Raw genomic sequence first — 23,933 nt, forward strand, 5'->3', positions numbered from 1 at the left:
CGAGGGGATGCTGGCGAACATCATATGCAGCGGCCCCGTCGGCCGAGAGCAGAGTGGGCGGTCCCAAGCAGAGCACACCGTTGATCGGGCCGTCAGGGACGGCGGGCCGGGGACGGAGCGAGCCCCGTGGCGCTCCCTTCGTCCGCCGGGGGCGCCTCGTGGTCGCCGGCTGCGGGCAGCCGTCTGATCTTCTCGGACACCGCGTTGATCCGGGCGTTCACCTCGTCGATCGCCTCCCGGAGCACCCCGAGCCGTCCCTCCAGGACGGCGGCCTTCGCGGCGAGCAAGACGGTGACGTCGGCTGGGTCGGTCCGGCGGTCGGCGTCTCGCGTCATCCTCGTATCCCGCCTCGGCCCGCGTAGGAAGTCCGGCGGACGGGCTTCGGGGGACCGGCGGTCGCCCGGGCGCGACTGATGAATGTCCCTGCCATGCTCCTCCTTCGTCGCCGCGGGGCCCGGGCACGGACCGCCACGAGCTGTCGGTACCGCATTGACCGGGTAGTTGAGGAAGCTGTGACAGCCGCCGTGCGGTCGCCGTCACGGCAGTTCGCAGCCCAGGGACGGCGCGTCCTGGGAGAAGGGGGTGCCGTGCGGCAGGACGTAGAGGACCTCCAGGACGACGTCCGTGGCTCCGCGGTTCTCGCCGATGTGCACGTGGTCCGCGCCCGACGGCTCCTTCAGGAAGCCACCCTTTTTGTACACGCCGTCGGAGGCGCAGGAGGCGTCGAAGTGGCTCAGCGTGCCCTGCTTGACGAAGGCGTACAGGGTGCCCTCGTGGTAGTGCCACCCGGTCGCCTGGCCGGGCGGGATGGTGATCTCGCGGAGGAGGTAGTCGGTGTCGCCGACGGTCCGCTGGGCCAGGACCCGGCCGCTGACGCCGGGGCCGCCGGGGGCGGCCTGGGCGGTCGTCGAGGCGAGCGAGAGCCCTATGAGGCAGGCTCCGACGACTGCGGCGCGTGCTGAAGTACGCATGATGATTCCCTTCGGTACGTGAGGGCGAATAGCGGCCCGGGGCAAGCAGCCCTCAGCGGTGGCCCGTTCACACGTAACACTCCATTGCCACTGAGTGGGTCAGGGTGCCGAAGTTCGGTCCGACAGTGTGTCTCGTTGCGGAGATGTCAGCGTCTCTCCCATTTCCCGGGAGCGGTGGGGGCAGCGGGTACGTTTCGTACGCGAGGGGCCCGTCGTGACCGTGCGCGCACAGTTCCTCGGCGGCCTTGCCGGCGCCGGACCGCCCCCGACGATCACGAACGTCTTCACATGCGACACGTTGCATCCCGTCCCAGTTGGTGTGGCACACACGGCGAACTGTGCGGTGGGGACGTGCGGATGACCGGGCGATGGGCCCGGTTGTGGCAGTGCGGCACCCGGGGGGGTCTTGCGGTGCGGCGTCTCACCGGCGGCCGCGCAGCGTCACGGCCAGCAGCTCCGACTCCTCGTACCCCGGGAGCGGGGCGAACCCGTGCACTGCCAGCTCGCGGGTCAGCTGGGCGCGTGTCGCGGGCCACATCCAGAACGTCTCGGTGTGTTCCCGCAGCACGTCCTCGGCATCCCTGACCCAGTAGTCGGCGCGGGTCCGGATGCGGTAGCCGACGGCCGACATCGTCATGCGCCCGCCGTAGACGTGCTCGCCGACCCGTTTGTCCGCGAGTAGGCGCACGACGGTGCGGGCCGGGAGCCGGGCCGGCGGCAGCTGCACGAACAGCGAGCCGCCGGGGGTGAGGGCCCTGCCGAGCGCGGGCCACAACTTCTCGCGTACGCCGGGTGGCAGGCAGCCGACCATGTTGTGGCAGACGGCCACGTCCGCGACCGCGTCCAGCGCGGTCTCGTCCAGGGGGTGCGGGTGCACGGTGACCCGGTCCCGCTGCTCGGAGGGCAGGGCGGCGAGCCGGGTCAGCAGCGACGTACGCATAGCCCGGGCCGGTTCGACGGCGTGCACGTCGGCCCAGGAGTCGGCGAGGGCCAGCATCGTCACCCGTCCGGTACCAGCCCCGACGTCCAGGACGCCGGTGCGGGCGTCGGCGATCTGGCGTGCGTAGAGCCGGCGGACCCGGGCTTCGTCCGCGTCGGCCTGCAAGATGTCGTAGAACTCCGCGGTGACCGCGTAGGAGTCGGATTCCCGTCGGAGGCCCGACTGTCCGCTGAGGATAGTGCGCATGCCCGACATGACAACGTATGGGCAGAGTGTGTGACAGCGAGGACTGGCGACAGCAGGGCCGTTGTCACCGAAGCACACGGTGCGCAGTCAATGGTCCGGCTCCGTCCGCGACCTTTCGGGACGTTCCGGGACCGGACCGGAGCCCCGGAAAACGTCGTGAGAGCGGAGTACGTCGTCATGACCGCGCGATCCCCCCAGGTATGGCTGCCCGCACAGTTCGGGCGGACGTCGCGGATCTGCCCCCGGGCCTCGACTACGCCCGCTGGCATGGCCGTTCGGCCTTTCCCACGGACCCGGCGGAGGCCGAGTTCTACGCCCCCGCTGACCAAAGACAACGGCGCCATGGTTCAACGACTGCGTCATGAGGGTGTCACGTGGTGGCCGGCTGCGGTACTTTCAGGGCGTGGGCGACCTCCCGGGCCAGCCACGGGCACGGTGTGGCTGCACCGCTGGGAGACCGGTGCAGCCGGGCGGGCGGTCCCGCAGGATCCGCACAATCCGCGGGCAGGGCAGGCGCCGCCGGGGAGTGGGGCCCGCCGTCCCGCCCGCCCGTGCACTCATCCTGCGGATCGTCCGGTTGCTGACCGGCCGCGGCGCGCCAGCACCGCACCACCAGTTCCCCGAACAGCTCATACACGCTCATCCGGGGAGGACAGGCATCACGACGGCCGCCACCGCGAGGACCACGGTTGTCACCGCGAGGGCAACTATCACCGACCGCCCGCTCCACGACGCCGGTCGCTTCGCCACGTGTTCGCACACGGCACCGCTGTGATCATCAGTCTCGGGCCGGAGCCAGTAGTCCCCGAGGAAGACCCCGAAGGGTTTCCTGCCATCGCGAGCATGCACACACTGCCCAACGACGGAGCAGGCGGTGCAGATGCGGCCGAAACCGCCCGAGCCGTCCCGCCTCTGCCGGTTGCCCATCGACTGGCCGCCGCGCCCGAGCCGTCGTCAGCGCGGCGTCGTCATTATGTGGGGAACATCCGTAGGGGAGAGCTCGGGGCGGGGGCGGTGAAGGCGTGCGGGGTGGCGCCACCGGCCCGCAGCGTCGCGGGCGACGTCGACGCCGACTTCCACCACCAGTTCGCGTTCGACCAGCGTGACATCCAGCGTCTCCCGGCTGCCCCACCCGGCGGAGAACGACCAGCCTGTCCAGGGATGGCCGCGCCCGGCCGGGGCAAGTAGGCCGGCAACCGCGCTGCTGGCTGCCTGGGCGAGCTTGGTGGTGCGGCCCGTGTACCGAAGGTGTCCGTCGTCGTATCTGCCGAGCAGCAAGGTGTGGGGATCAGTGGGGCTGCCGGTGACCGCGCCGACGATCGCCTCGGTCGTCTCGTGGCTCCACTGGTGAAGTGGCGGTATTCAAGAGCTGCAGTATTCGCCCGCAGGGCGAGCAGCTCCGTGCTCGGGCGCCGAGCCGAGAGCCGCGAACCAAACGGCAGCGAACCGCCGGGCCAGCGAACGGGCCTGCCGTATGACAAGGCGGAGGCCCGGAAGATCGCCGAGGTAGTGATATGGAGTGAGGCGGCCACGATCTCAGCGGTCAGCTCCCTCTATTTCGTGGGCATGTCGGCGCGCCACCTGGTGTACGCCAGCCACGTCACTCCGCATACCGACGGTGCGAACGGGCAGCTTGCTGGAACGCTGTGGACCGATTGCGAACCACACAACTCGGGTGACCTGCCGGTAAGAGCGCTGGTCGCCCACACCTCGCCGGGTTTCAGTCCGGGGCCCGGCGGGAGACACCGATCCCAGAGGCACTCACCCCCTTCAAGCACCACTCAAGGTGTGTCGCCCGTCTCACCGACGTCCCCGCACAGCACTCCTATGCCGGGCGGGAGAGGCCCTCAGGCGGTGCGCCCTCGGCGAACAGCATGGTCACCCGGGCTTTGTCCTTTCGTATCTCCCGGGCCCGCCGATACTCGGCGGAGTCGTACCACTCCCGGATCCGGTCCATGTCGGGAAACTCGATGACCACGAACCCGGAGGAGTCCCAGGTGCCTTCGGCGGGCGTGGGCGTGGCTCCCGCGACCAGGTAGTGGCCGCCGTACTTGAGGATGGACTGCTGGGCCACGGCCGCGTACACCGCGCCGGCCTCCTGGTCGAGCACATCGAAGTTGACGATGACGTAAGCGGGCGTGCGATTCCGTGTCCCGAACTGCGGGTAGAGCGCGCCGACGCCTCCGGACAGACCCGCGAGCACGGTCTTGCTCGTCTCGTCGGCGACGATCTCGGGGGTGCCGGCAGCGACACCGTCGAGGGCGATGCGCGCGATGTCGGCGGGGTCGGCCTTCGGCGCGTCGAGGCCGGCGGTCATGTCGGTGTCCATGTACCCGACGTGCAGCGCCGAGACCCGGGTGCCCTGCGGGGCGAGTTCCTGGCGCAGCCCGTTCGTCATCGACCAGGCGGCCGACTTGGCGGCGCAATAGGCACCGAAGTCGGGGAAGTTGACCCAGGAGGCGACCGACAGGATGTTCAGCACCGCGCTGCTGTCGTGAGCGCCGAGCTGGGGGGCGAATGCCCGGGTGACCGCCAGGGTGCCGAGGTAGTGGGTGTCGATCTCCAGGCGGATGTCCGCCAGGTCGCCCGTCAGCAGCGACGCGGAGGTGGCCGAACCGGCGTTGTTGACCAGGATCGACACTTCGCCGGTCGCCTCTGCCGCGGCGGCGATGGAGGCGGGGTCGGTCACGTCGAGGGCGATCGGCTTCACGCCGTCGAGGTCGACGGCCGCGGGATTGTGGGCTGCCGCGTAGACGGTCGCTCCCCGGTCGCGCAACTGCTTTGCCAGGTGCCGTCCCAGGCCGCGGTTCGCCCCGGTGACCAGTGCGGTCTGTCCTTCGATCTGCATGACGCAACTCCCTGCTGGATAGGTTTTTCCAACCTAGACCCTCTGGGTTGGAAGAAACAACCCAGGGTAGGGTTGCAGCATGGGCAAGATTCCGAATGACAGTTGCGCCATCGCCCGCAGCCTGGGCCTGCTGGGCGAGCGCTGGACCTTTCTGATCCTGCGCGAGGCCGTGGCGGGGTCGAGCCGATTCTCGGAGTTCCGCAGCGGGCTCGGTGTGGCGCCGGACGTTCTCACCGGACGCCTACACACGCTGGTCGAATACGGCGTGATGGAGAAGGTGGCCTACCGGGAACCGGGAGAGCGGGCTCGCTTCTCGTACGTGCTCACGGATGCGGGCCGGGAACTCCTCGTCGTCCTGCTCGGCCTGCAGCAATGGGGCGACAAGCACCTGCCGTGGCCGGACGGGCCGAGCATCCTGCGCCAGGTCGAGGGCACCGAACGACCGGTGCACGTCGGGTTCATCGACGATGACGGAAACGAAGTCGACGCAAGCTCCGTAGCACTGATCCCGACCGCCGCCTCCCCAAGCCGGAAGTAGCGCAGCTCCCAGTTCCACGCGACCCTCCCAGGCTCAACGAAAGGACGGGAACGAACGCCGCCAGGCCTTGCGGCCCACTCCTTGTAATCCGGAACAGGCGGCCCCGCCCCGCATGGCTGGCGGCCGGCCGCTGTTTCCGCAGCGCCGCCCTGTCCGGCGTCCGCTGCGGATACCCCAGCTGCGCCTCCTTGACCGGCCACTGGCTCGCCGCCGTACCGGCAGCCCGTCTCACCGTCACATGCGCCGGACCGGCAGCCGCAGCGTGCAATCGGCCCGGTCTTTGCGAGGGAATGCACGGTTGATTCCGCTCACCTGCCGCGTCCCTTTGCCAGCCTCTGGATCTTGCACGTGCTGCACACCGTCATGCCGTGGCAGGACCTGCCCGAGTCGCCTGCGCCCACCCGGCAGGCATACGTGCCATCTGGTTAGTGATAGACAACTCAGGTATACGGTGCAGGCTGCGGGGTGTACGTGGCCACCGGAACGAGTACCCGAGTCGATGCGGAGGTGAGTTCTGTGCCATCAGGAAGGCATGTGACCGGCCCCATGGATGACGAGCCGGCCTGTTCCTGAGACTCAGTCATCTCTCGGCATCGCGTCGAACCTGCTCAATGACCGGCTCAAGGTTCTCGTCGACGCCGGAGTGCTGCGGACACTGGCCTACCAGGAGGCCGGCAGCAGGCCCCGGCACAGCTACCACCCGAACGCTTCACCTTCCAGGAGCCGGTGTTGTGCCCCGCGGCGGCGACGTCCCCGAGGGCGACGGCTATCTCCTGGCCCTGGCCACAACTGGACCACGATGCTGAACGACCTGCTCATCCTCGACACCGCCGATCTGGCCGCCGGGCCCGTGGCCACCCCCCACCTCCCCCTCCGCCTACGCGCCGGCAGCCACGGGACCTGGGGCCCCGAGCTCCTCATCTAGGCCTGGATTCGCCAGGGCCTGAGCGCCCGGGTGGCGCAGTGGGGCGGTTTCGGCACAACGACACTCCGCCGCGCGCCTGCTGGTCGCGATGACCGGCACCGGTCTTACCGGCACCCGGCTGGCGGGTGCCGGTAAGACGAATGAAATCACCTGTTTTCGCGCCCTGTTGCCCTACTACCTTGCTGTGGTGGTCACCGCCGATGCCGTGCACATCCAATGCGAGACCGCCCGCATTCTCGTCGAAGAGAAGAAGGCGCACTACGCGTGCACCGTCAAGGGCAATCAGAAGAGCCTGTACCCGCAGCTTCGTGCTGGCATAGCAGAACGCCGGCGCAAAGTTCTACCGCCGCAGCCAAGGACAGGGGCGTCTGGAGACCCGAGTGGTCTATCGCGCGGTGATGTCGAACGCGCGCTCGATTGCTGCGAACCTGTCGCCCACGGCCCACCAGAGCTCGGGGTGGGTGATCAGGTGCAGGCGCCCGCTGCGGATCCCGTCGATGACAAGGGTGCCGGCCTCGAGTGGGTCCTTCCACTCCAGGTCCGCGAGCGGGCCCTCTGCCTCTGTCAGGGGGTCGGTCTCGGTAAGGGCACCTTGCTGGTCCGCGGGACGGGAGCGAAGTCCGGAGTTGATGTGGCTGAGCACCGGACCGGGGCACAGCACGCTGGCCCCGACGGAGGCGCCATCTGCAGCCAACTCTGCGGCGAGGATCTCCGTGATCCCGACGACTCCCATCTTGGCCGCTGTGTAGGCGGCCATATCGACACCGGGGATGGTGGTGAGGCCTGCCATCGACGCCGTGTTCACGATGTATCCGCCGTGCGGATTGGAGGTGAGCACAGGCAGAAACGAGCAAATGCCGTGGATGACCCCGAAAAGGTTGACGTCGATCATCCAGCGCCAGTCATCGAGCGTGAGATCCCTGATGCGCGCCGTCGGCCCGACACCGGCGTTGTTGACGGCGACGTCGATTTTGCCATGCCGGGCGACGACGTGATCAGCCAGACGTTGGACCTGTTCCGGGTCGGTGACGTCGGCAGCGAAGGAATCGACGCCGAGTTCGGCCGCCGCGGCCGCCAACGCCGCCCGTCGAGGTCGGAGATCACGACTCGCATTCCAGCCGCCGCGAAACGCTGCGCAATCGCCTTGCCGATCCCTGATGCGCCGCCGGTGATGACCGCTACGCGTCCATCGAGGTCGGGGAGGGCGTATCCGTTCTCGAACCGGGCGGGCGTTTCGTCGTGTGGTTCGTGTGTCATGTGGTTCCTGCCTGAGAGGTCGGGTCGCTGCGTCGTGTGGTTCGGCCGGCCTCCCCCCGTGATGGGAAGCAGGACATGGGTGGTGCCAACCGGCGGTCCGGTCGAGGTGGGCGACCGCCGGTCAGTGTCAACCATGTGCTGCTCCTTCACGTGAGAGGCATGGCTGGTGATCGCCGGGTCTGCCGGGTCGATGGACCTGCGCGCAAGCGTGCTCACCGCGACCTCGGATTCGGTTCCAGTGGCCTCGTCCTCACTTCAGCGCGCCGGATTCTCGATCGCTATTCATTCCGTGCGGGGGCTATCGAGACACCGCGACTGTGGCAGGGCACGCCCGTGAAGTATGAGGGCGACGTGAACCCCCGGCGCGGCCCGCGGACACCGATATGTCGGCCTGGGGCGGGTCGGTTGGCCGAGGACTGGCCTGGACAGTCCTCGGCCAATTCCAGGTGGGCCGTCAGCCTCAGGGGCCGAGGACCTAGTGGGGGTGGGCTGGCACAGCGCTCCACTTGGCCATTCGGAGACACGGCCGTCTCGGCCGGCCCCACGGCTGGGTCAGCCCGGCTTGACCGCAACCGTCGCAAAATAGTTCGACATGTATTGAGCGGATGCGTTGGATTGGTGCGGCGCTTCCGCAAAGCCGGTGAGGACGAACCCCGCGGCGAGTTGCCCGCCGATCTGGTCGGTGAGGGTGTGGCTGTATTCAAGAGGGGCATCCGCGCCGAACTTCGTGGCGCGTTCCTCGGCGGAGTACTGCGTGACATCGCTGTAGGGCAGCTTGTGCACGACGATCAGCTCGCCGCGCTCGTCGAGCGCCTCGTGGTCGAACAAGTACACATCAGGGTTGAGGAAGCCCACGAGCAGCGTTCCGCCCGGTCGCAGGACGCGGAAGCACTCACGCCACACCGGTGCCAAGTCTGGTACGAATACGTTAGAGACCGGATGGAATACAACGTCGAATGTTGCGTCACCGAAGGCGCTGAGGTCGCGCATGTCGCCCAGGACGGTGCGCAGTTCGAGTCCGTCGCGCGCCGCCACCATCTGATCCTGGCCGAGCTGGCGGGGTGAGTTGTCGAATACGGTGACCCGCGCCCCTGCGGCGGCGAGAATCGGACCCTGCTGGCCACCGCCGGAGGCCAGGCACAACACGTCCTTGCCGGTCAGGTCCGTCGGCAGCCAGGAGCGGTCGACTGGCTCACGACCGATGAGAACAATCGACCAGTCGCCCATGCGGGCGCGTTCGACATCCGCAGCACTCACCGGCCTTGACCACTCGTTGCCCTCTTGGACACACTTGTCCCAGGCTGCCCGATTGTGGGCAACAGGGTCGACAACAATGTCCTGCATGTTTAACTCCCTGCGACAGCCAAGCGGACACCTGTGGTACTGACAAACGGTGCCGCTAGCCAACACGATTGCAGTATGCGGGCTCAAGGAAATTAGCGAGCATTGAGGTGTCCACGGGCTCGACGGGTGGTCGCGCAGCGGGTGCGTGGCGCTGCAGCGAGTTGAAGCGGTACTCGTAGCTGTGTCCGTGGAACTCGCCTTTGGGAGCGAATGTTTCCAGCCGCTTGAGCAGTTCGTGGAGGCCCTGCCTGGGAGTCCGGTAGAACGGCCGCTCCGCGCTGCCGGTGCTGTGGGCGTCCAGTTGGGCGGAGGACCACGAACGCGGCCACCCGCTCAGGCAAGGGCAGCAGGCCCGCGCCTAGCTAGGTCCAGCTCGGCGACAGGGCGTCCGGCTCTCCGTACGGCACTGGCCGGCCGGTGAGGGCGTCCAGGAGAATCCGGTCCCCGAGCGGCTTTCGCAGCTTCACCTTCACGCTCCGTTCGGTCAGATCGGCGCTGCAGGGGCCGCTCTGTGCCCCGGCAATGGAGGCGTACAGCACTGCGCTCTCATCCGTCTCCAGCACCTTCACTACGGGTCCGTCGTCGCAGGATCCGTGAGTTGCTTTCACCGTGATGGACAGGCCGTCCGTCGCCGTACCGACCAGCCGGGCGACGCGCCGGAGACCGCCGGCAGACCCTTGTTGAGCTTGCTCGATCGGCTGCTCGGGGAGCTTCGAAGGCGTGACGGCGACACGCTTGAGCGGAGTGTCGTAGCCGTCCAGTGTGAACAGCCAGGCGGGAACGGTCGCCGTGCCTCGGCTCGTGGTGATCGTCGTTTCGCCGAGCCTTGCTCCCGTGATGGTCAGCCGGGGTCCCTCACTGCTGTTGAGATCGAACGACTGGTACGCCTTCTTCGCCCCCCACAGGGGACGCGTCAGCGTGACTCCGCTTCCCCAGTCCACCGTCCCATGCTCGGCGCTGGTGGTCGGCAGGTTCCCGCGCAGGTCGAAGTTCTTGGTCTCGTAAGCCTGCTCGTCCGCCTTGCTACGCCAACCGGATTCCGGTGTCTGCACCGCGTCGGCCATGGGGTAGTAGCCCTGGCTCCATGCAGCGGCGGCTGCCGATCCCCCCCAGGCGTCGGCCACCTGGCGGGCTCGCTTCTCTTGCTTCTGCGGCGACTGCTGGTCCGTCTGTTCGTCGGCGGCGGGCTCGTCGTCGCAACCTGTAAGCAGGCAGGCACCGAGGAAGGAAGCAAGTAGCAAGCCCACGAGGCGCTTCGTTTGTGTGCGCATGGAGTTCCCTTGGAGGTTGCTGACGACGGATTCCCTGCTCAGAGCACGGCGCCGAGACTCTTCAACTCTGTAGCCAGCCTCGGTCCATACCTTCGACGCAGAAGGGTGCAGCCGCGTTCACTTACCACCGCCCGCGCCGCCCACGGGTCTCCGCCAAAGCCGCAGATGGCGCGGGACAGTGCGCGCCCTAATAGACCTTCAGGTCTTCCCAGGAGAGGACGAGGTACAGCGGCTCATACCAACTTTCGCGGTCCGCCTGGGCGTCTGAATCTCCACAGGGCTTGTCAAGGTGGTTGCCACCTGACGTGATACCGAGAGCCGTTTCACCGCTGAAGAGAGCTCCCCCGCTGTCACCCCCCACATTGCAGTTGCTCGCTCGGATCATGTGCTTGAGGGTTGTGCCGTCGGTGTAGGTGACCGTCGCGTTCGTTGAGAGGACCTTGCCCACCAGGTCCTGACTCATGGTCCCCACGCGCTTCACCTCCTCATCCTCGAAAGCGGAGGCGGAACGGGAAATCTGCCCTTCGGAGCCGTCCTTGTACTGGATGGTGCCGTACGGAGTGACGTCGGGGTTGGAGTACGCCACCACGCCGTAGTCAGACTGGTTCGAGTCGTTACCGTAGGCCCAGTCAGTCGCCCTGCCGAGGGGAATGTCCCCACTTCTCCGGCGCCAGGCGACAGCGCCATCCTCCATGCAATGCCCGGCGGTGATCATGTACTTCTTACCGTTGTCGTCCTGCACGTTGAACGCGGCGCTGCAGGTTCGGCTCCAGGTGGTCCCGCCGGAGGTGTAGTTAGACGCTATGCCCAGACCACCGCGCATGGCGTAGGCGGTCGATTCGATCTTGCCGGAGCGTTCCGTGATGTCGACCGCGCCCCCGAAGCCAGAGGCGGCGTCTTCAATTCGGGACCTGTCGGCGGCGGAAACCCCGTCGTAGATCTGAACCTCGACCCGGTTGCCACTCTGGTCGACGCTCCAGGCGGTGTTCGGAATCCCAACCAGCTGATCCAGCTTTGCTTTGGCGGTGTCGAGCTCGGCCGTGCTGTAGGGGACGACCTCCGCTATCGCGCCGGCGCTTCGTACGGTTTCCGCTGCGGCCTGATCCGTGACCGCCACGACGACTCGTCCGTTTCGGTAGTAGACGCCAGCCGCACGCTTGTCGCCCAACTCATCGGCAATTACGGTCGCTTTGACCGGATCTGTGAGCGGCGGTGGCGCCGCTTGGGCGGCTGTCGTGGTGGTCAGCATGAGGACTCCGCCGACCGAAGCCGCCATCAATCCCCGGCACACGTTACGTCTTCGCATCTACTGCCCCCGCAGTCTCGAAGGATGCAACCTTGGTGATCGACACGCGGGGGTCACACTCACGAAGCGAGGTGGCCAGGAAGCGAACTGGCCATGACTATCTGTGGGTTAGCGGCATTGTTGGCCTGAACTCGCTGACGGCGGCCGAGAGGGACGGGTGTCCAGCGCCCGACCGGCATCAGGGTGCCTCCTCACCCGGGCGCCGCGATGGCCTTGTGGGTGACGGCAACGCTGACGGCTGTCGGCGGCACACAGAGGACGACGATCACGACAGTCGGCGATCGCTCCGGAGGAAGGAGGGCGGGCTTCGAGGTCGCGCCGATCGAGGTGCACGTGCGGCTGTAGACCGGCCGCTACCTGGACCCCTGGTACAAGCGGCTACGCGACGCGTATGTGACGACGATGGAAGACCTCGGAGTGATCACCGCGATGGGCGGGAGCGAGTTCCTCGAGGCCATGGTGCGCTCCAAGCAGGTCGACCGGCGATGGCGTTGCTGGCGAAGGCGATCAAGGCGACCGCCAGGGGCGGCATCGGCAAGCTGCTGCAGCGCAACCGGGGCCAGGTGCCGTACTACGAGCCGTGGCCGGCGCTCAAGCGGGCGACGTGGCGCCCCGACATCCGTGCCGCTGTGCTCGCCAACCAGCGGGTCGGCATCCACCGCAAGCTGATGAAGACCGCCGCGGGCGACCTCTACCCCCTCGCGATCGGCACAGACGCCATCTTCTACCCCTCCACCGGCCCCAGCCCGCTCGATGTCCTGCCGTACACGGACGAGGGCAAGCCCGCGCCGGGCACGTTCCGGCTCGGCATCTCGCCGGGGATGGTCAAGCACCAGGGCACCCAGACCGTGCTGTGGGCGGAAGCTCAGTTCGTGGAGCACGGCGGCGTCAACCTGTCCAACCTCATCAAGAATGATGTGCCCTGGGTCTGATGGAGTCGGGTTGCTGGAGAATTGACCGTCCAGCAGCACCCGGAGGCTGCCATGCCGCGTAGTTGTCCTCCGGAGTTCCGCCGCAAGGTCCTGGACCTGGTCGAGTCCGGCCGCATGGTCGCTGAAGTCGCCCAGCTCCTGGGAATCAGCGAGCAGACAATCTACGTGTGGCGCCGTCAGCGGTTGATCGATAGTGGTCAACTGCCCGGGACCACTACCGCGGAGAATGCCGAACTGGCCATGGCACGACGGCGGATCGCCGAGCTGGAAGCGGAGGTGAAGATCCACCGGAGAGCTGCTGAGCTCCTCGGCGAAACAACCTCCCCAAAAGGCGGTTCGAAGCCATCGACGTGATGGCCGGCGAGGGCCTTCCGGTCCAGCTCGCTTCCCGTGTCCTGCACGTCGGCTGTCCGCTTCGGCCTGTCAGCCTCCGACGCCTCGGCCTTCGACCTGTCGGTCACGCGGTCCTTCTCCTCCTGCCGGCCTGCCAACGGCGCCCAGCAGGAGGGCCAGGCCGCGATCTTCGGGCCGCAGTGGACCGCCGGCACGACGGCTGAGATCTCCGACAGCGACTGGACCCACCTGCGCAAGACCTCAGCCACCTCGGTGGCGGTCGTGGACGGCGAGGAGACCGGATTCACCGCCACCAGCAACGGCGGCTGGAAGCCGGAGTCCGGTGCCGAAGACCTGACGCTGACCGGCAGCCTGACCGGCTCCTTCACCCTGAAGGACACCGACGGCACCACCGCGGTGTTCAACAAGGTCGACTCCACCGCCACCACCTGGCAGCTGGCCACCACGTTCCTGCCCACAGACCAGTCCACCACCACCGTGATCTCGGAGAAGACCACGGTGAACAGCATGACAATGGCCCGACCCAAGTACGTCATCGCTCCCACCTCAGCGGTGTCGGCCACCACCTGCGCGGCCACGCCGTCGACCAAGGGCTGCCGGGCGCTTGAGTACGTGTACGCGACCTCCACCACCGCTACGTCGAGTTTCCTCGGTGACTACAGCGGGCAGGTCAAGCAGGTCCGTCTGTGGGCCACCGACCCGGGCGCCTCGGCCGCGATGGCCACGGTGGTCTCCCAGTACGCCTACGACACCCAGGGCCTCCTGCGTGAGCAGTGGGACCCGCGAATCTCCCCGGCACTGAAGACGGCCTACGCCTACGACAGCCGGGCGTGTCACCACGCTGACGCCGCCGGGTGAACTGCCGTGGACGCTCGAGTACGGCCAGGCCGGCAACAGTTCGGTCGCCGGCGACGGCATGCTGCTGTCAGCTTCCCGCCCGACTCTGACTGCGGGCACGAAGAACACGCAGGACGGCGGCAAGGCGACCACCTCGCTCGTCTACGACGTACCCCTGTCCGGCGACACGGCACCCAACCAGGTCGCACCCGGCGACACCGCCACGTGGGATCAGACGGACGCCCCGACGGATGCCACCGCCGTCTTCCCCGCCGACCAGGTTCCTTCCTCCCACACCGGAAGTGACCTCGCTGCCGCCGACTACGGCAAGGCGACCATCACCTACACCAACGCCTCCGGACGCGAGGTCAACACCGGCCTGCCCGGCCGGCACCCGACCGTCAAGCAAGTATGACCGGTTCGGCAACACCACCTTCGAGCTGACCGCCACCAACCGCGAACTCGCCCTGGGCAACGCGGACTACCAAATCAACACCCAGAGCGAACTCGGCATCCTGTCCGACTCCACGGCCGAGCGCGCCCGCCAACTGGGCAACGTCTCGGTCTACTCGACTGACGGCAAGCGGCAGCTGGAGGAGTTCGGGCCGCTGCACCTGATCACCCTTGCCAAGGCCCTCACCGGCGACGCCGACAGTCCCGACCTCCCGGCCGGAGTCCAGGTCGCCGCACGCGAACACACCGTCAACAGTTACGATGAAGGCCGGCCCGCCGACGGCACCGCCACGGTCACCGACCAGATCACCACCACCAAGGTGGGCGCCGCGATCGACGGCTACCCCACCGACGGAGACACGCGCACCACTGCCACCGCCTACGACTGGGTCAAGGGTCTTCCCACCAGCGTCATCACCGACCCCAACGGGCTGAAGCTGGCCAAGACCACCAGCTACGACACCCAGGGCCGGGTCACCAAGACCACCCTGCCCAAGTCCACCGGCTCCGACGCCGGAGCCACCGTCACTCAGTACTGGTCCGCCACCGGCTGCGCCGGGCGCCCGGAGTGGGCCGACCTGGAGTGCTCCACCGGCCCGGCCGGCGCGATCACCGGTGGCGGCTCCAACCCCAGCGCACTGCCGGTGAAGTCCACCGAGTACGACCGTTGGGGCAATCCCGCCAAGGTCACCGAGACCGCCAACGGTGTCACCCGCACCACAACGATTACCTACGATGCTGCGGGCCGTCCGAAGCAGACCCAAGTCACCGGCGGAGTCGGCACCGCTGTTCCCGCCCAGAGCACCACATACGACCCGACAGCGGCGACGTGGCAACTGTCACCAACGGCACCACCACCCACACCACCGACCTGCTCGGCCGGGAAATCGTCTACGACGACGGCGCGGGCAACGTCACCCGGAGCGAGTACGACAACCGCGGTCGCAAGACCAAGGTCACCGATTCGGCCCCGTCGACCGTCACTTACGACTACGACAACCCGGCCGGCCTGCCCACCCGCATCCACGACTCAGTCATGGGCACCATCGGAGACGTCACCGGCTCCTACGACTCCGACGGCCGCCTGGACAAAGAGGTACTGCCGTGGAACATGAACGTCGAGTTCGACCAAAAGTGGGTTGGACTGGGCCTGTCTGTTGGCTGCTCGTTCGTCTCGGAAGGACGGGCGGGACTAGCGTGCGCGACAGGCGCAGGCGCCGTCACCGGTTGGATCTCCTACCGATACGGCACTCCCAAGCGCAAGCGCCACATTGGTGGCTACTGGGCGAGCACTTGGCGTGGAGCTCTCGACGGAACGCCCGGCTACAGCGCCGGAAACGGTAAGAAGTACTACACCGGAGTCCGTAGCTGTATCAGGAGTGTCCGCACATGGTGGCGCGGTGGTCACGGCCGGTACACACAGATGGCCCAACTTCTGACGGATGGGACGGGATGATCTCAGATCCGCGCGTACACACACGCAGATGGGCGTCAAAGCATCCGATCTACATGGGATTGATCTTCGGCGCTGTTCTATCTCGTAGAAATCTTGGCGACCGGAGACCCCTTCGGGACCATACGTTCGCCATCGCTATCGGAGCGATTTTCACTCTGACCGCCTTCGGTGAGCGGCGACGTCAACGCAAAACGAAGCGGATCCGCAAATAGCGGTTATCCGTGAGTAGAAAAGAAAGCCGCCCTCGGGTCATAGCTCGAGGGTGGCTTTCTGCTGCTACAGGTCTCATGACGTCAACAATGCCAGGAGGGAGGAATGCGAGAGGTCGACAGGAGACGTCGCGGGGCTGGCCGACCATCCCAGATCATGTCGGCCGCGTTAATGATGCATGAGCCTCCACTGATGGCAAAGATAGGGCATGTTGATGTAAAGGATGGCTGATTGAGTCGACAAGGAAAGGGCTTTCGCTACACTTCAGCTATCGGCTGGCAACCCAAGGCGTCGTGCTTGAAACATGACCCGGACGCTGCAAGCTGAGTTCGTCGCGAGTAGGGAGTGACCCTTCGGCGATCCACCGTGACGCAGTCCCATCCCGTCAACTGTCCCGCGACAAGCCGGGGATATCAAGGGGGATTCAGAGCCCCGCCGTAGGACCTTCCGGGAGCACTTTTTGATTCGCCGACGTCATCGCGATGAACCTCAATCGCCTTCGACTTCTCCAGCGGCCCCGAATGCTATCAAAATCACCATTCCAGAGTTGATTTCCCTCGTAGGGGTTCTTGAGCATGCCCATAATAAAATCGCAGAGTTGAGTGACGCCGACAATGAGACGGTCGCCCGCGCCAGCGGATTCACGCTTATATCATCACTGTATGCGCGAGCCGGATTGGCCTTGACAAAAGGCGGCGACTGTATACCCTTGCTTGTCAGTGAAGTTGGCCTACTTGAGGCCGCAGTAATTAACCTGGAGTCGTACGAAGGGAATGAGGTAGTACTGGTCGCCGGATACGAACTCCTAAATGTTTTTTCAAATCGCGAGGAGAATACCCACCCTCTGCGCCGTACGCACGGAATCTTGACCTTCGATAGTGAAGGCGGGGACTCGACCCGCGGATCAGTCACTCCTTCCCTGAAATAACGCCGAAGGGCGAAGCCTGAGCTCTGCTCATGCCGGCTCAGGGCCGGTCGGGCGGGGTGTCCGCCCGGGAGGTACGGGCTGCCGCCATCGACTTCCGCCGCACCCGCCTCGGTCTGGGACCCGCCGGTCGGCCCGACCACGGCTCCGGTACCCGGGAGGGTTGCAGCTGGCGATAGACACGCAGACCGATACCTATGAGCAGGCGATCGCGGCGGTGCAGGCCGCCTAGGGAACTCAACCCCGCCGCCGTGGCGAGCAGTTGGCCCGACGCCCCCGCGGCGGTGCCCCGGCCGGGCGCGGAGAGCCTGAGCGGGGAGGATCTGGGGCAGGGCTGGACGGAGCGGATGATCTTCGACGCCGTCGCCGCCGTGGTGCCCGGCGCCCGGGCCGTGCTGCGCCGCCTGGTCGAAGTGGGCGGCACCGCCTCGTACGAAGAAGTCCAGGACCGCTTCGCCGTGCACCCCGAGACTCCGATCGATCCGAAGCGGATCGGCGGCACGCTCACCAGCATCCGCGCGGTATGGCGCCGGGTCGGCCCCGACAACCGGTCCAACCTCCTGGAGCGGGACGACCGCAGGCGCCCCTGCTGGATCGAGCCCGCCCTCCTTGAGGGCCTCAAGCGCGCCTTCGACCTTGCCGACGCCCGCCCCGACCTGCTACGCCAGGAGCTGGCCGACTCCTGAACAAGGGCCGCGGGCCTGGACCGGGCCCGCCCGGGACTCTGACTTGGGTAACCCGCGCGGTGCGACCTACGCCACCGCAAGGCGGACCAGCGCGGCGACTATGACGAAGCCTTCCTGGACTGGATCTTCTGGTGGTATCTCGCGACGGTGGAGCTGACCAACCGACTGATTGCGTCGCGGACGCTAGCTGATCCCGGAGGCCGAACGGCGGCGCCGATTCCACCTGCTCGAGATCTTCCGCCCTTCCTGAACGGGCCACGGCGCCCGTCCGTGGCTAGGTCGCGGTTTCTGTGATGAGGACGGCGGTGGTGACCGGGCCCGGGGCTCCAGTGGTGGCTGCGTCGGCTACGGCGTCCCGGACGGCGCGGGCGATTTCCAGTGGATGGTGTCCGGGGGCGACCGCGAGGTGAACCTCGACGTGTCGGCCGGGTGGATCGTCATGGTCTTCCACCTTGATCGGGCGGCTTCCCGGTACTGCGGTGAGGCGGGCGACGCCCGGAACAGCCGTCGCGACTTTGGCCAGCTCACCGACGGGCCCCCACATGGATCCTGTTCCGGTCGCCGGGGGCGAGCTTTGCGCGGCTGCACCTTCCGGTGCGGACCTCATGGCTCTTGCTGCGGCCTGCGACTTCACGCCTGTCTCGGGGCCGTCATGGAGATCCGTGACGCGTAGGTCAGCTGTCACTGTGACAAGGCCCAGCCGTTCGGCGGCCGCGCTGAGCAGGGTGCTTCTCAACTGGGCGGCGGTCTCAGGCAGTGGCTGCCCGAGGGATGCTGTGAAGGTGGCTTCGATCCTGAGCGGGCCAGGCGGTAGCGCGCTGGCCGGCGGACGGACGGCCGGCTCGGACACGGGCTCGAGCGGTGCCGGCCCGATGCGCAGAGACTTCAGCCGAACACCGGGAATCTCGTCGGCAGCGCGCCCGAGGGCCTGGACGGCCGCTTGCTCGGTGATCCATGTCCCGTCTTCGGGTCCGCCGAGCGGGAGCAGCCGGCCCAGGTCGAGCTGGTGCCGTACTGCCAGCGTCCACGCCTCGGTTTTCACCGGCCTCTCACCCTCCTTCTCCACGGCCCGCATTCCCTTCCTGCCGGGCTCGGCCCGGAGCGCCCGCGGAAAGGTCCGGGCCGGGACCTCGGGCCATTCGTCGGCCCTCTGCCTCACAGGACGAAAGGTGCTAAAACGACTATAATCCGAGTAGTGAATACCTGTATGTCCCTTTAGGGGGTTGCCGCGTGACTGAGAATGTCGACGTAAAGCTTGGCGTTGTGCCCGGTTCTCGCGGCCGGACGAGCATCGCCGATGTGGTGGTGGAGAAGATCGCCGGAATGGCGGCACGGGACGTGCTCGGCGTCCACGCTCTGGGCAGCAGAACCGCGCGCTCGATGGGATCCATGCGGGAGCGGATGCCGGGTGCTGATAGTGGCAAGTCCGTCACGCGCGGCGTCAGTGTCGAGGTCGGCGAGCGGCAGGCGGCCATCGATCTGGAGATCGTCGTCGACTACGGCGTGTCGATCACGGATGTCGCCGGGGCAGTTCGGGAGAACGTGATCTCCGCTGTGGAGCGGATGGCGGGCCGCGAAGTCGTGGAAGTCAACATCGCAGTCAGCGACGTGAAGTTGCCCGACGAGGAGGACGAAGGCGAGGAGCGGCAGCGGATCCAGTAACCGGGGCGGAGCAGCCCGCTTGAGTGAAGGAGCGCGTGATGAGCAGGGCCGTGGTGGGCTTGATGGCCGGAATGGCGCTGGGCTTCGCCGCGTATTTCGGTGACTTCTGGGCTTTCGTGCTGGTGCTGGGGCTGGGCGTGGTCGGCCTTGTGGCCGGGCGGCTCCTGGAAGGTGATTTCGAACCGGGCGACTTCGTCCGCCGCCGCGACCGGCAGGAGCGGATCCGCGATGACCGGCGACGGGCTCGGGGAGATTGGCGGCAGTGACCGGTGAAGTTGATCGGCGCCCAGGCATCCCCCGCGGGGAGCGCGGTGCGACCACTGTCGCCGACCGGGTCGTTGCGAAGATCGCCTCCCAGGTGGCGCGCGATGCGCTGAGCCGGTTCACCGAGTCTGCCGGCCACGTACCACCGGGCCGCCGGACACCACGCGTGACCACAGCCGTGCGGCGGGCACCGGAGCGGAATGCCGCAGGACGGGACGGCGAGTCTGCCGTCAAACGGCAGGCGGTGCTCGGCGAGGTGCGGATGCGTATCACCGTGGAGCTCGGCTATCCGTCCGACATCGGGGCACAGTGCGCCGCAGTGCGCCAGGAGGTCGCCGACCGGATCAGGACGTGGGCCGGCATGGACGTCCCCGACCTCGCGGTCTCGGTCGAGAGGCTGCACTCGGCGCACTCGCGGCGCACGGACCAGGAGAGGGTGAGATGAGCGCGAACACCTGGCGGCAGCCCGGCGACAGCGACCTCCCCGACCCCACTCCCGATCACGGACAAGCAGCTCCGTCCACCGATGGCCCACCGGGCTCGGGCGCAACGGCAGCGGTCGATGCATCGGGACGGTCGGCACGTCGTTTCTGGTCCGCGCGGCGGATCCCTGCCGCCATTGTGGCCCTGCTGTCCGCCGTGGCGGTCGGATTTCTCCTGTACGACGTGGTCTCGGTGCGGGCAGGCCAGTCCGCGATGCGCTGGCGACGGCGGCTCGCTGAGGAACTGGCCACACGGCCCCTGGACGACATCTGGATGATCATCGGGGCCGCAGTGGCGATGGCCCTCGGCCTATGGCTATTCCTGCTGGCGGTGACGCCGGGACTGCGCCGGCTGCTGTCCATGCAGCGGCCCACCGGTATCTCTGGGTCAGAGGACGTCCGAGCCGGGCTCGACCGCCGCGCGGCCGCCCTGGTTCTGCGCGACCGCGCCGTGCAGGTGCCCGGCGTCCAGTCGGCACAGGTGGGCGTCGGCCGCCGGAAGGTCAAAGCCCACGCACGGGCCCATTTCCGCGATCTTGAGGAGGTCCGCGCGGACCTGGACGCCGAGCTGGGCGAAGCCGTGACGTCCTTGGGCCTGGCCCGGCAACCCACACTGGCCGTGCGCGTCCGGCGCCCCAAGAAGGGCTGAGGTGATCCGATGCTCAAGACGGTGAACCGGGTGCTGCTCGGGCTTCTCGGTCTCGGGCTGTTCGCCCTCGGCGGCGGCGTGCTGCTGGGCGCACTGGACCTGCAGCGCCACTGGGACTTCGACGTGCCGGGCTGGTGGCCCTTTCGTGGGCCGGACGATGTGGTGCTGGGCGCCTGGGGACGCACCCGGTGGCGGGACGAGAGTTGGTGGTGGCCGACCGTGATCGCGGCGCTCGCCGTGCTGCTGGCCTTGCTGCTGTGGTGGCTCCTCGCGCAACGCAGACACCGCCTGGACCGTGTCCTCGTCGACAGTGAAGACGGCGCGGCGGCCCGGCTCGATGGCCGCACATTGGAGAACGTCATCGAGGAAGAGGCGCAAGCCCTGGACGGGGTCTCGCGGGCTCATGTCCGGCTGACGGGCCGACGTACCGCTCCGACCGTACGTGTGCGGCTGCTGTTGGAGCCTCACGCCGATCCGGTGCGGACTCTGGGAGAACTGAGCCGCGAAACGCTCGCACGCGCACGAGACTCGGCCGGCCTGGACCGCCTCCCCTCGAAGGTCCGACTCCAGGAAGTCCGACACAGCGCCCGACGCACCGCCTGAGATCCCCTGGGCCGAAGACCCACGGGTACCGGTCGGCGGGCGGCCCGGTCCAGCGTGAGTCGGGCCCGGAAAAAGGGAAGCGCAGTGTGCCAGCGCCACGCCGTAGCGTGAGTGGTCTACCCGTGTTGGCGACGCTTGAAATATGAGCCGATTTCCGGCGCTGCTTCCCTTCGCGTGGCGGCGGGTCATTGGCCACGGCGCTTTGCCTCGGCCGTTGGGGCGGATGGTCGGGACGGGCTGACCGGCTGCTCGGTGACCAGTGCTTCGAAGAGGCTTCGGGCGTCGGTCATCGCCTCCCGCATGTCCTCGGTGCCGCTCGGCTCGTGGGCCGCCGTGTGCATGCTGCGGTAGCCCTGGACGTAGAGGGCGTGGTGGACGGAGAGGGCGGCCATCTGGTCCTCGAACCGCTCGCCGTCAGGGAAGCCGCGGTCCCTTGCCAGGCGGGCCAGCAGTGCGTCCGCTTCGATGGCGCCCTGCTGCGGTGATTCGACGAACTGCTCCTGGACGGCGGCCCATCGCGTCATGTAGCGCTCGCGGGCCGAGGGCGTCAGCGGCTGCTGTGCGAGGAGGCCGTGCTCCTTCACACGCTTGCCGAGTTCCTGTTCGGCGGCCCTGGTGTCGCCGTCGTGGTCGGCGACTGCGCGGGCGTACTCGGGGCCGAATCGGCGCTTGAGCCCCTGCCCGCCACCGTCCTGGGTTCCTCCACGTCCGGGGTAGAGGAGGATGGCCAGGCCGATGAAGGCCACGGCGATGATCACGATGATGATCATGATTGGCTTTGCCGGCTCTCGGTTCGCACGCTGGTCTGCTTCATTGCCGTCGATTCCTGTCGGCTGATGGGCGTTCGGGCATGCCGGGTGGTGTCCGCGACGTGGGCACCACCCGGGGCGTTGGTGGTCAGGTCTTGAAGGCGTCCTTGGCCTTGTCGCCGGACTGCTTCAGGTTTCCCGAGACCCGGTCGGTCTTGCCTTCGCGCCGCAGTCGCCTATTGCCGGTGGTCCGGCCGATGCGTTCGGTGACCCTGCCCTTGAACGCCTGCGTCTTGTGCCTGATGGTCTGTCCGACACTCATGGCCGGCCTCCTGCTTGTCTGGTGAGTGAGTCCCTGCGGGCAGCGCCGAACTCCGGAACGGACTACCGGCGGCGGCCACGGCCGCGCCCGCGCATCGCGAAGCCGGCGATCCAGACGACCAGGAGAACAGCGGCGACCCACCACAGGATCTGCATCGTGAAGCCGAACCCGAAGACCACCAGGATCAGCAGAAGGAGAAGAATCCAGATCATCGCCGGGCCTCCAGATCGCGCGGATTTCCTTGATTCCGCGGGGTCCGGGCGAAGCGGGAAGGAGGAATGCCTCGCCCCGATCTTCCGGAGCGGCATGGCCCTACGCCGTGCTGCCAGTCAACGCCCGGCAACCTCCCCTGTCAACGTGGTGTCGACACGGGCGAGTTCCGGGAGCTGCGCCGGGGGCGCCGGGGTGAGTTGAGCCTTGGCGGGGGATTCGGCCGACTCGGTCGGCGGCGACGGCAGGATGTGGTCTTCCCACCACGAAAGAGCCATCACCACAGCAAGCAGGATGAAGGGAGTCGAAGCAGGAACGATCAGCGCGTACATGTGTACCGCCTCGTGTGGGATGCATTGCGACGCGGCGGGCGGCAGGTTGTTGCCCGCGTGAGGCGCATCGGGGCTTCGCCGGGATCTCGTGACGAGGCGCGTGTGGGAACGGCCTCGCTCGTGACGCGGCGGGTCCGGCACCGATGCGCGGGGTGCGCCCTGTGGGGAGCGTGTTGGCGGTGCGACGCTGCCGGGGGCCGGGGCGGCACGTCGCACGCTAGCCCTCCCGGCAGTTTCCCGACAGGTGTCAAGTAGCCATCCGTGCCGGGCAGGACGCACTTACGTCGCGCCGTATCCGCAGCCGCTGGGCAGGACTAAGCTCTGGGGTGAGGCCCCAGTCCCCGGTATCGATGCCGTGTCTTGCTCCCGGGGAGGCCCACCGTGTTCGTCCTGCTTCTCATGCTCTTCGCCGTTCTGTTCGGCTTCGGCTTCCTACATCCCATTTGGTGGGTGGCCGCGGCGGTGCTGGCCTACGGTGCCACCCGACGCGGCCGCGGTCATGGCGGAGGCCTGAGCCGTGGCGGCGGTTCCGATCTTGGGGACTATCGAGGCCCCCGGGACTACCAGGACTACCGGGAGCGCAGGGATCGTCAGGACCGCTGGGACCGCCGCTACACCCGCCAGAATCGGGCGCGACGACGGCGCGAGGAACGTCGGGAACATGAACACCAAGGGTGACCCGTGCCGTGGGCAGGCAGCCACGATCCGGGGCTGCTCCACTACAGACCTGAGCGGCCGAACGCGAGAACGCGAGAAGAGGTACAGGCCATGCAACGCACAACCGTGCTCCAAGAGGACTGGTGGAACCTGCGGGCCGAGGCCACGTGGGGGAACGCATCGGCGGGGCAGGATCTCGTCGCACTGCGCGCCGAGAACGATCAGCTGCGGCGGGCGCTGGCCGGACGCGCGGTCATCGACCAGGCTCGCGGCATGGTGATGGTCCTGACACCCTGCAGCCGCGGAGCTGCCAGGAACCTGCTGGTCGACATCTCGCGGCAGTGCAACACCAGACTTCCGGAGGTGGCCGCGGCCCTGGTCGCCGCCTGGGAGGGCAAGCCGCTCCCGGAGCAGATGCAGCGGGCGCTGCGTCGTACGGTGCGGCGATTTCATGTGGAGGACCAGGGGCGCGACTCACGACAACCAGGCAAGTCGTCCAGGTAG

The 23,933-nt window shown here is 67.6% G+C and carries 29 protein-coding genes and 1 pseudogene; 15 read left to right on the top strand and 15 right to left on the bottom strand.

The features are described from left to right. Nucleotides 1-92: 92 nt before the first annotated feature. The 6 genes and pseudogenes from M2157_RS48275 to M2157_RS48300 all read right to left on the bottom strand — a co-directional run. The gene (locus tag M2157_RS48275) at nt 93-335 is read right to left on the bottom strand and encodes a hypothetical protein (RefSeq protein WP_280868684.1); all 243 of its coding nucleotides are present in this window, start codon (nt 333-335) and stop codon (nt 93-95) included. 201 nt (nt 336-536) lie between these two features. Beyond that, nucleotides 537-971 carry a cupin domain-containing protein gene (locus tag M2157_RS48280; protein ID WP_280868685.1) on the bottom strand — a complete coding sequence of 145 codons (435 nt, stop codon included), beginning with the start codon at nt 969-971 and terminating at the stop codon, nt 537-539. Nucleotides 972-1,392: 421 nt separating this feature from the next. Beyond that, entirely contained in the window at nt 1,393-2,157 is a 765-nt protein-coding gene (locus tag M2157_RS48285) for a class I SAM-dependent methyltransferase (RefSeq protein ID WP_280868686.1), read from the bottom strand. 954 nt (nt 2,158-3,111) lie between these two features. Then, nucleotides 3,112-3,435 (bottom strand): hypothetical protein, encoded by a 324-nt coding sequence (locus M2157_RS48290; protein WP_280868688.1) that lies wholly within the window; start codon nt 3,433-3,435, stop codon nt 3,112-3,114. 547 nt (nt 3,436-3,982) lie between these two features. Beyond that, a complete protein-coding gene (locus tag M2157_RS48295) occupies nt 3,983-4,282 on the bottom strand; it encodes a DUF1330 domain-containing protein (protein ID WP_280868787.1) in 300 nt (99 codons plus the stop codon). Between the two features lie 33 nt (nt 4,283-4,315). Further along, nucleotides 4,316-5,005 (bottom strand): annotated as a pseudogene (locus tag M2157_RS48300) (SDR family oxidoreductase); the annotation flags it as partial. 79 nt (nt 5,006-5,084) lie between these two features. Here M2157_RS48300 and M2157_RS48305 point away from each other — a divergent pair. Then, entirely contained in the window at nt 5,085-5,543 is a 459-nt protein-coding gene (locus tag M2157_RS48305) for a helix-turn-helix domain-containing protein (RefSeq protein WP_280868689.1), read from the top strand. A 799-nt stretch (nt 5,544-6,342) separates the two neighbouring features. After that, nucleotides 6,343-6,468, top strand: coding sequence for a carotenoid oxygenase family protein (locus M2157_RS48310; protein WP_280868690.1), 126 nt, complete (start codon nt 6,343-6,345; stop codon nt 6,466-6,468). A 385-nt stretch (nt 6,469-6,853) separates the two neighbouring features. On the opposite strand, the gene M2157_RS48315 is transcribed toward M2157_RS48310, so the two are convergent. The 4 genes from M2157_RS48315 to M2157_RS48330 all read right to left on the bottom strand — a co-directional run bounded on the left by M2157_RS48315 (nt 6,854) and on the right by M2157_RS48330 (nt 11,589). After that, on the bottom strand, nt 6,854-7,546 hold the full coding sequence (locus tag M2157_RS48315; protein WP_280868691.1) for an SDR family NAD(P)-dependent oxidoreductase: 693 nt from the start codon (nt 7,544-7,546) through the stop codon (nt 6,854-6,856). A gap of 731 nt (nt 7,547-8,277) precedes the next feature. Further along, nucleotides 8,278-9,069 carry a class I SAM-dependent methyltransferase gene (locus M2157_RS48320; RefSeq protein WP_280868692.1) on the bottom strand — a complete coding sequence of 264 codons (792 nt, stop codon included), beginning with the start codon at nt 9,067-9,069 and terminating at the stop codon, nt 8,278-8,280. A 362-nt stretch (nt 9,070-9,431) separates the two neighbouring features. Next, complete coding sequence (locus M2157_RS48325) at nt 9,432-10,340, bottom strand: hypothetical protein (RefSeq protein ID WP_280868693.1); 909 nt, start codon at nt 10,338-10,340, stop codon at nt 9,432-9,434. Between the two features lie 187 nt (nt 10,341-10,527). Then, on the bottom strand, nt 10,528-11,589 hold the full coding sequence (locus tag M2157_RS48330) for a S1 family peptidase (RefSeq protein ID WP_280868694.1): 1,062 nt from the start codon (nt 11,587-11,589) through the stop codon (nt 10,528-10,530). 542 nt (nt 11,590-12,131) lie between these two features. On the opposite strand from M2157_RS48330, the gene M2157_RS48335 reads away from it, so the two are divergent. The 6 genes from M2157_RS48335 (at nt 12,132) to M2157_RS48365 (ending at nt 17,499) form a co-directional block, all read left to right on the top strand. Further along, complete coding sequence (locus tag M2157_RS48335) at nt 12,132-12,578, top strand: hypothetical protein (RefSeq protein ID WP_280868695.1); 447 nt, start codon at nt 12,132-12,134, stop codon at nt 12,576-12,578. Nucleotides 12,579-12,599: 21 nt separating this feature from the next. Beyond that, nucleotides 12,600-12,932: a transposase gene (locus tag M2157_RS48340; RefSeq protein ID WP_280868696.1), complete on the top strand. Its 333-nt coding sequence runs from the start codon at nt 12,600-12,602 to the stop codon at nt 12,930-12,932. Between the two features lie 36 nt (nt 12,933-12,968). Further along, nucleotides 12,969-13,790: a hypothetical protein gene (locus M2157_RS48345; protein ID WP_280868697.1), complete on the top strand. Its 822-nt coding sequence runs from the start codon at nt 12,969-12,971 to the stop codon at nt 13,788-13,790. Nucleotides 13,791-13,848: 58 nt separating this feature from the next. Continuing rightward, nucleotides 13,849-14,184 (top strand): hypothetical protein, encoded by a 336-nt coding sequence (locus tag M2157_RS48350; protein ID WP_280868698.1) that lies wholly within the window; start codon nt 13,849-13,851, stop codon nt 14,182-14,184. 867 nt (nt 14,185-15,051) lie between these two features. Continuing rightward, the gene (locus tag M2157_RS48360; protein ID WP_280868795.1) at nt 15,052-15,678 is read left to right on the top strand and encodes a hypothetical protein; all 627 of its coding nucleotides are present in this window, start codon (nt 15,052-15,054) and stop codon (nt 15,676-15,678) included. 1,386 nt (nt 15,679-17,064) lie between these two features. Beyond that, a complete protein-coding gene (locus M2157_RS48365; protein WP_280868699.1) occupies nt 17,065-17,499 on the top strand; it encodes a hypothetical protein in 435 nt (144 codons plus the stop codon). Nucleotides 17,500-17,773: 274 nt separating this feature from the next. Here the strand turns inward: M2157_RS48365 and M2157_RS48370 are convergent, their stop codons facing one another. Further along, on the bottom strand, nt 17,774-18,565 hold the full coding sequence (locus M2157_RS48370; protein WP_280868700.1) for a hypothetical protein: 792 nt from the start codon (nt 18,563-18,565) through the stop codon (nt 17,774-17,776). Nucleotides 18,566-18,729: 164 nt separating this feature from the next. Here M2157_RS48370 and M2157_RS48375 point away from each other — a divergent pair, with 164 nt between their 5' ends. From M2157_RS48375 to amaP, 5 genes are read left to right on the top strand one after another with little or no spacing between them, the layout of a single operon-like run. Further along, a complete protein-coding gene (locus tag M2157_RS48375) occupies nt 18,730-19,161 on the top strand; it encodes an Asp23/Gls24 family envelope stress response protein (protein WP_280868701.1) in 432 nt (143 codons plus the stop codon). Nucleotides 19,162-19,199: 38 nt separating this feature from the next. Further along, entirely contained in the window at nt 19,200-19,427 is a 228-nt protein-coding gene (locus tag M2157_RS48380) for a hypothetical protein (protein ID WP_280868702.1), read from the top strand. Continuing rightward, complete coding sequence (locus M2157_RS48385; protein WP_280868703.1) at nt 19,424-19,870, top strand: Asp23/Gls24 family envelope stress response protein; 447 nt, start codon at nt 19,424-19,426, stop codon at nt 19,868-19,870. Before M2157_RS48380 ends, M2157_RS48385 begins: the two co-directional genes overlap by 4 nt. Further along, nucleotides 19,867-20,556 carry a DUF6286 domain-containing protein gene (locus M2157_RS48390; protein ID WP_280868704.1) on the top strand — a complete coding sequence of 230 codons (690 nt, stop codon included), beginning with the start codon at nt 19,867-19,869 and terminating at the stop codon, nt 20,554-20,556. The genes M2157_RS48385 and M2157_RS48390 overlap by 4 nt, the downstream gene beginning before the upstream one ends. Nucleotides 20,557-20,565: 9 nt before the next feature. Further along, nucleotides 20,566-21,159 (top strand): alkaline shock response membrane anchor protein AmaP, encoded by a 594-nt coding sequence (gene amaP / locus M2157_RS48395; protein WP_280868705.1) that lies wholly within the window; start codon nt 20,566-20,568, stop codon nt 21,157-21,159. 185 nt (nt 21,160-21,344) lie between these two features. Here the strand turns inward: amaP and M2157_RS48400 are convergent, their stop codons facing one another. The 4 genes from M2157_RS48400 to M2157_RS48415 form a co-directional block, all read right to left on the bottom strand. After that, nucleotides 21,345-21,929 (bottom strand): hypothetical protein, encoded by a 585-nt coding sequence (locus M2157_RS48400; RefSeq protein ID WP_280868706.1) that lies wholly within the window; start codon nt 21,927-21,929, stop codon nt 21,345-21,347. Nucleotides 21,930-22,056: 127 nt separating this feature from the next. Continuing rightward, nucleotides 22,057-22,230 carry a CsbD family protein gene (locus M2157_RS48405; RefSeq protein ID WP_280859209.1) on the bottom strand — a complete coding sequence of 58 codons (174 nt, stop codon included), beginning with the start codon at nt 22,228-22,230 and terminating at the stop codon, nt 22,057-22,059. A 62-nt stretch (nt 22,231-22,292) separates the two neighbouring features. Beyond that, complete coding sequence (locus M2157_RS48410; RefSeq protein WP_280859208.1) at nt 22,293-22,442, bottom strand: hydrophobic protein; 150 nt, start codon at nt 22,440-22,442, stop codon at nt 22,293-22,295. Between the two features lie 117 nt (nt 22,443-22,559). Continuing rightward, a complete protein-coding gene (locus tag M2157_RS48415; protein WP_280859207.1) occupies nt 22,560-22,772 on the bottom strand; it encodes a hypothetical protein in 213 nt (70 codons plus the stop codon). A 381-nt stretch (nt 22,773-23,153) separates the two neighbouring features. On the opposite strand from M2157_RS48415, the gene M2157_RS48420 reads away from it, so the two are divergent. Then, complete coding sequence (locus M2157_RS48420) at nt 23,154-23,450, top strand: hypothetical protein (protein WP_280859206.1); 297 nt, start codon at nt 23,154-23,156, stop codon at nt 23,448-23,450. Between the two features lie 90 nt (nt 23,451-23,540). Continuing rightward, nucleotides 23,541-23,933 (top strand): ANTAR domain-containing protein, encoded by a 393-nt coding sequence (locus M2157_RS48425; protein ID WP_280859205.1) that lies wholly within the window; start codon nt 23,541-23,543, stop codon nt 23,931-23,933.

Source organism: Streptomyces sp. SAI-127, assembly GCF_029894425.1.
In the GTDB taxonomy this organism is placed as follows: Bacteria; Actinomycetota; Actinomycetes; order Streptomycetales; family Streptomycetaceae; genus Streptomyces.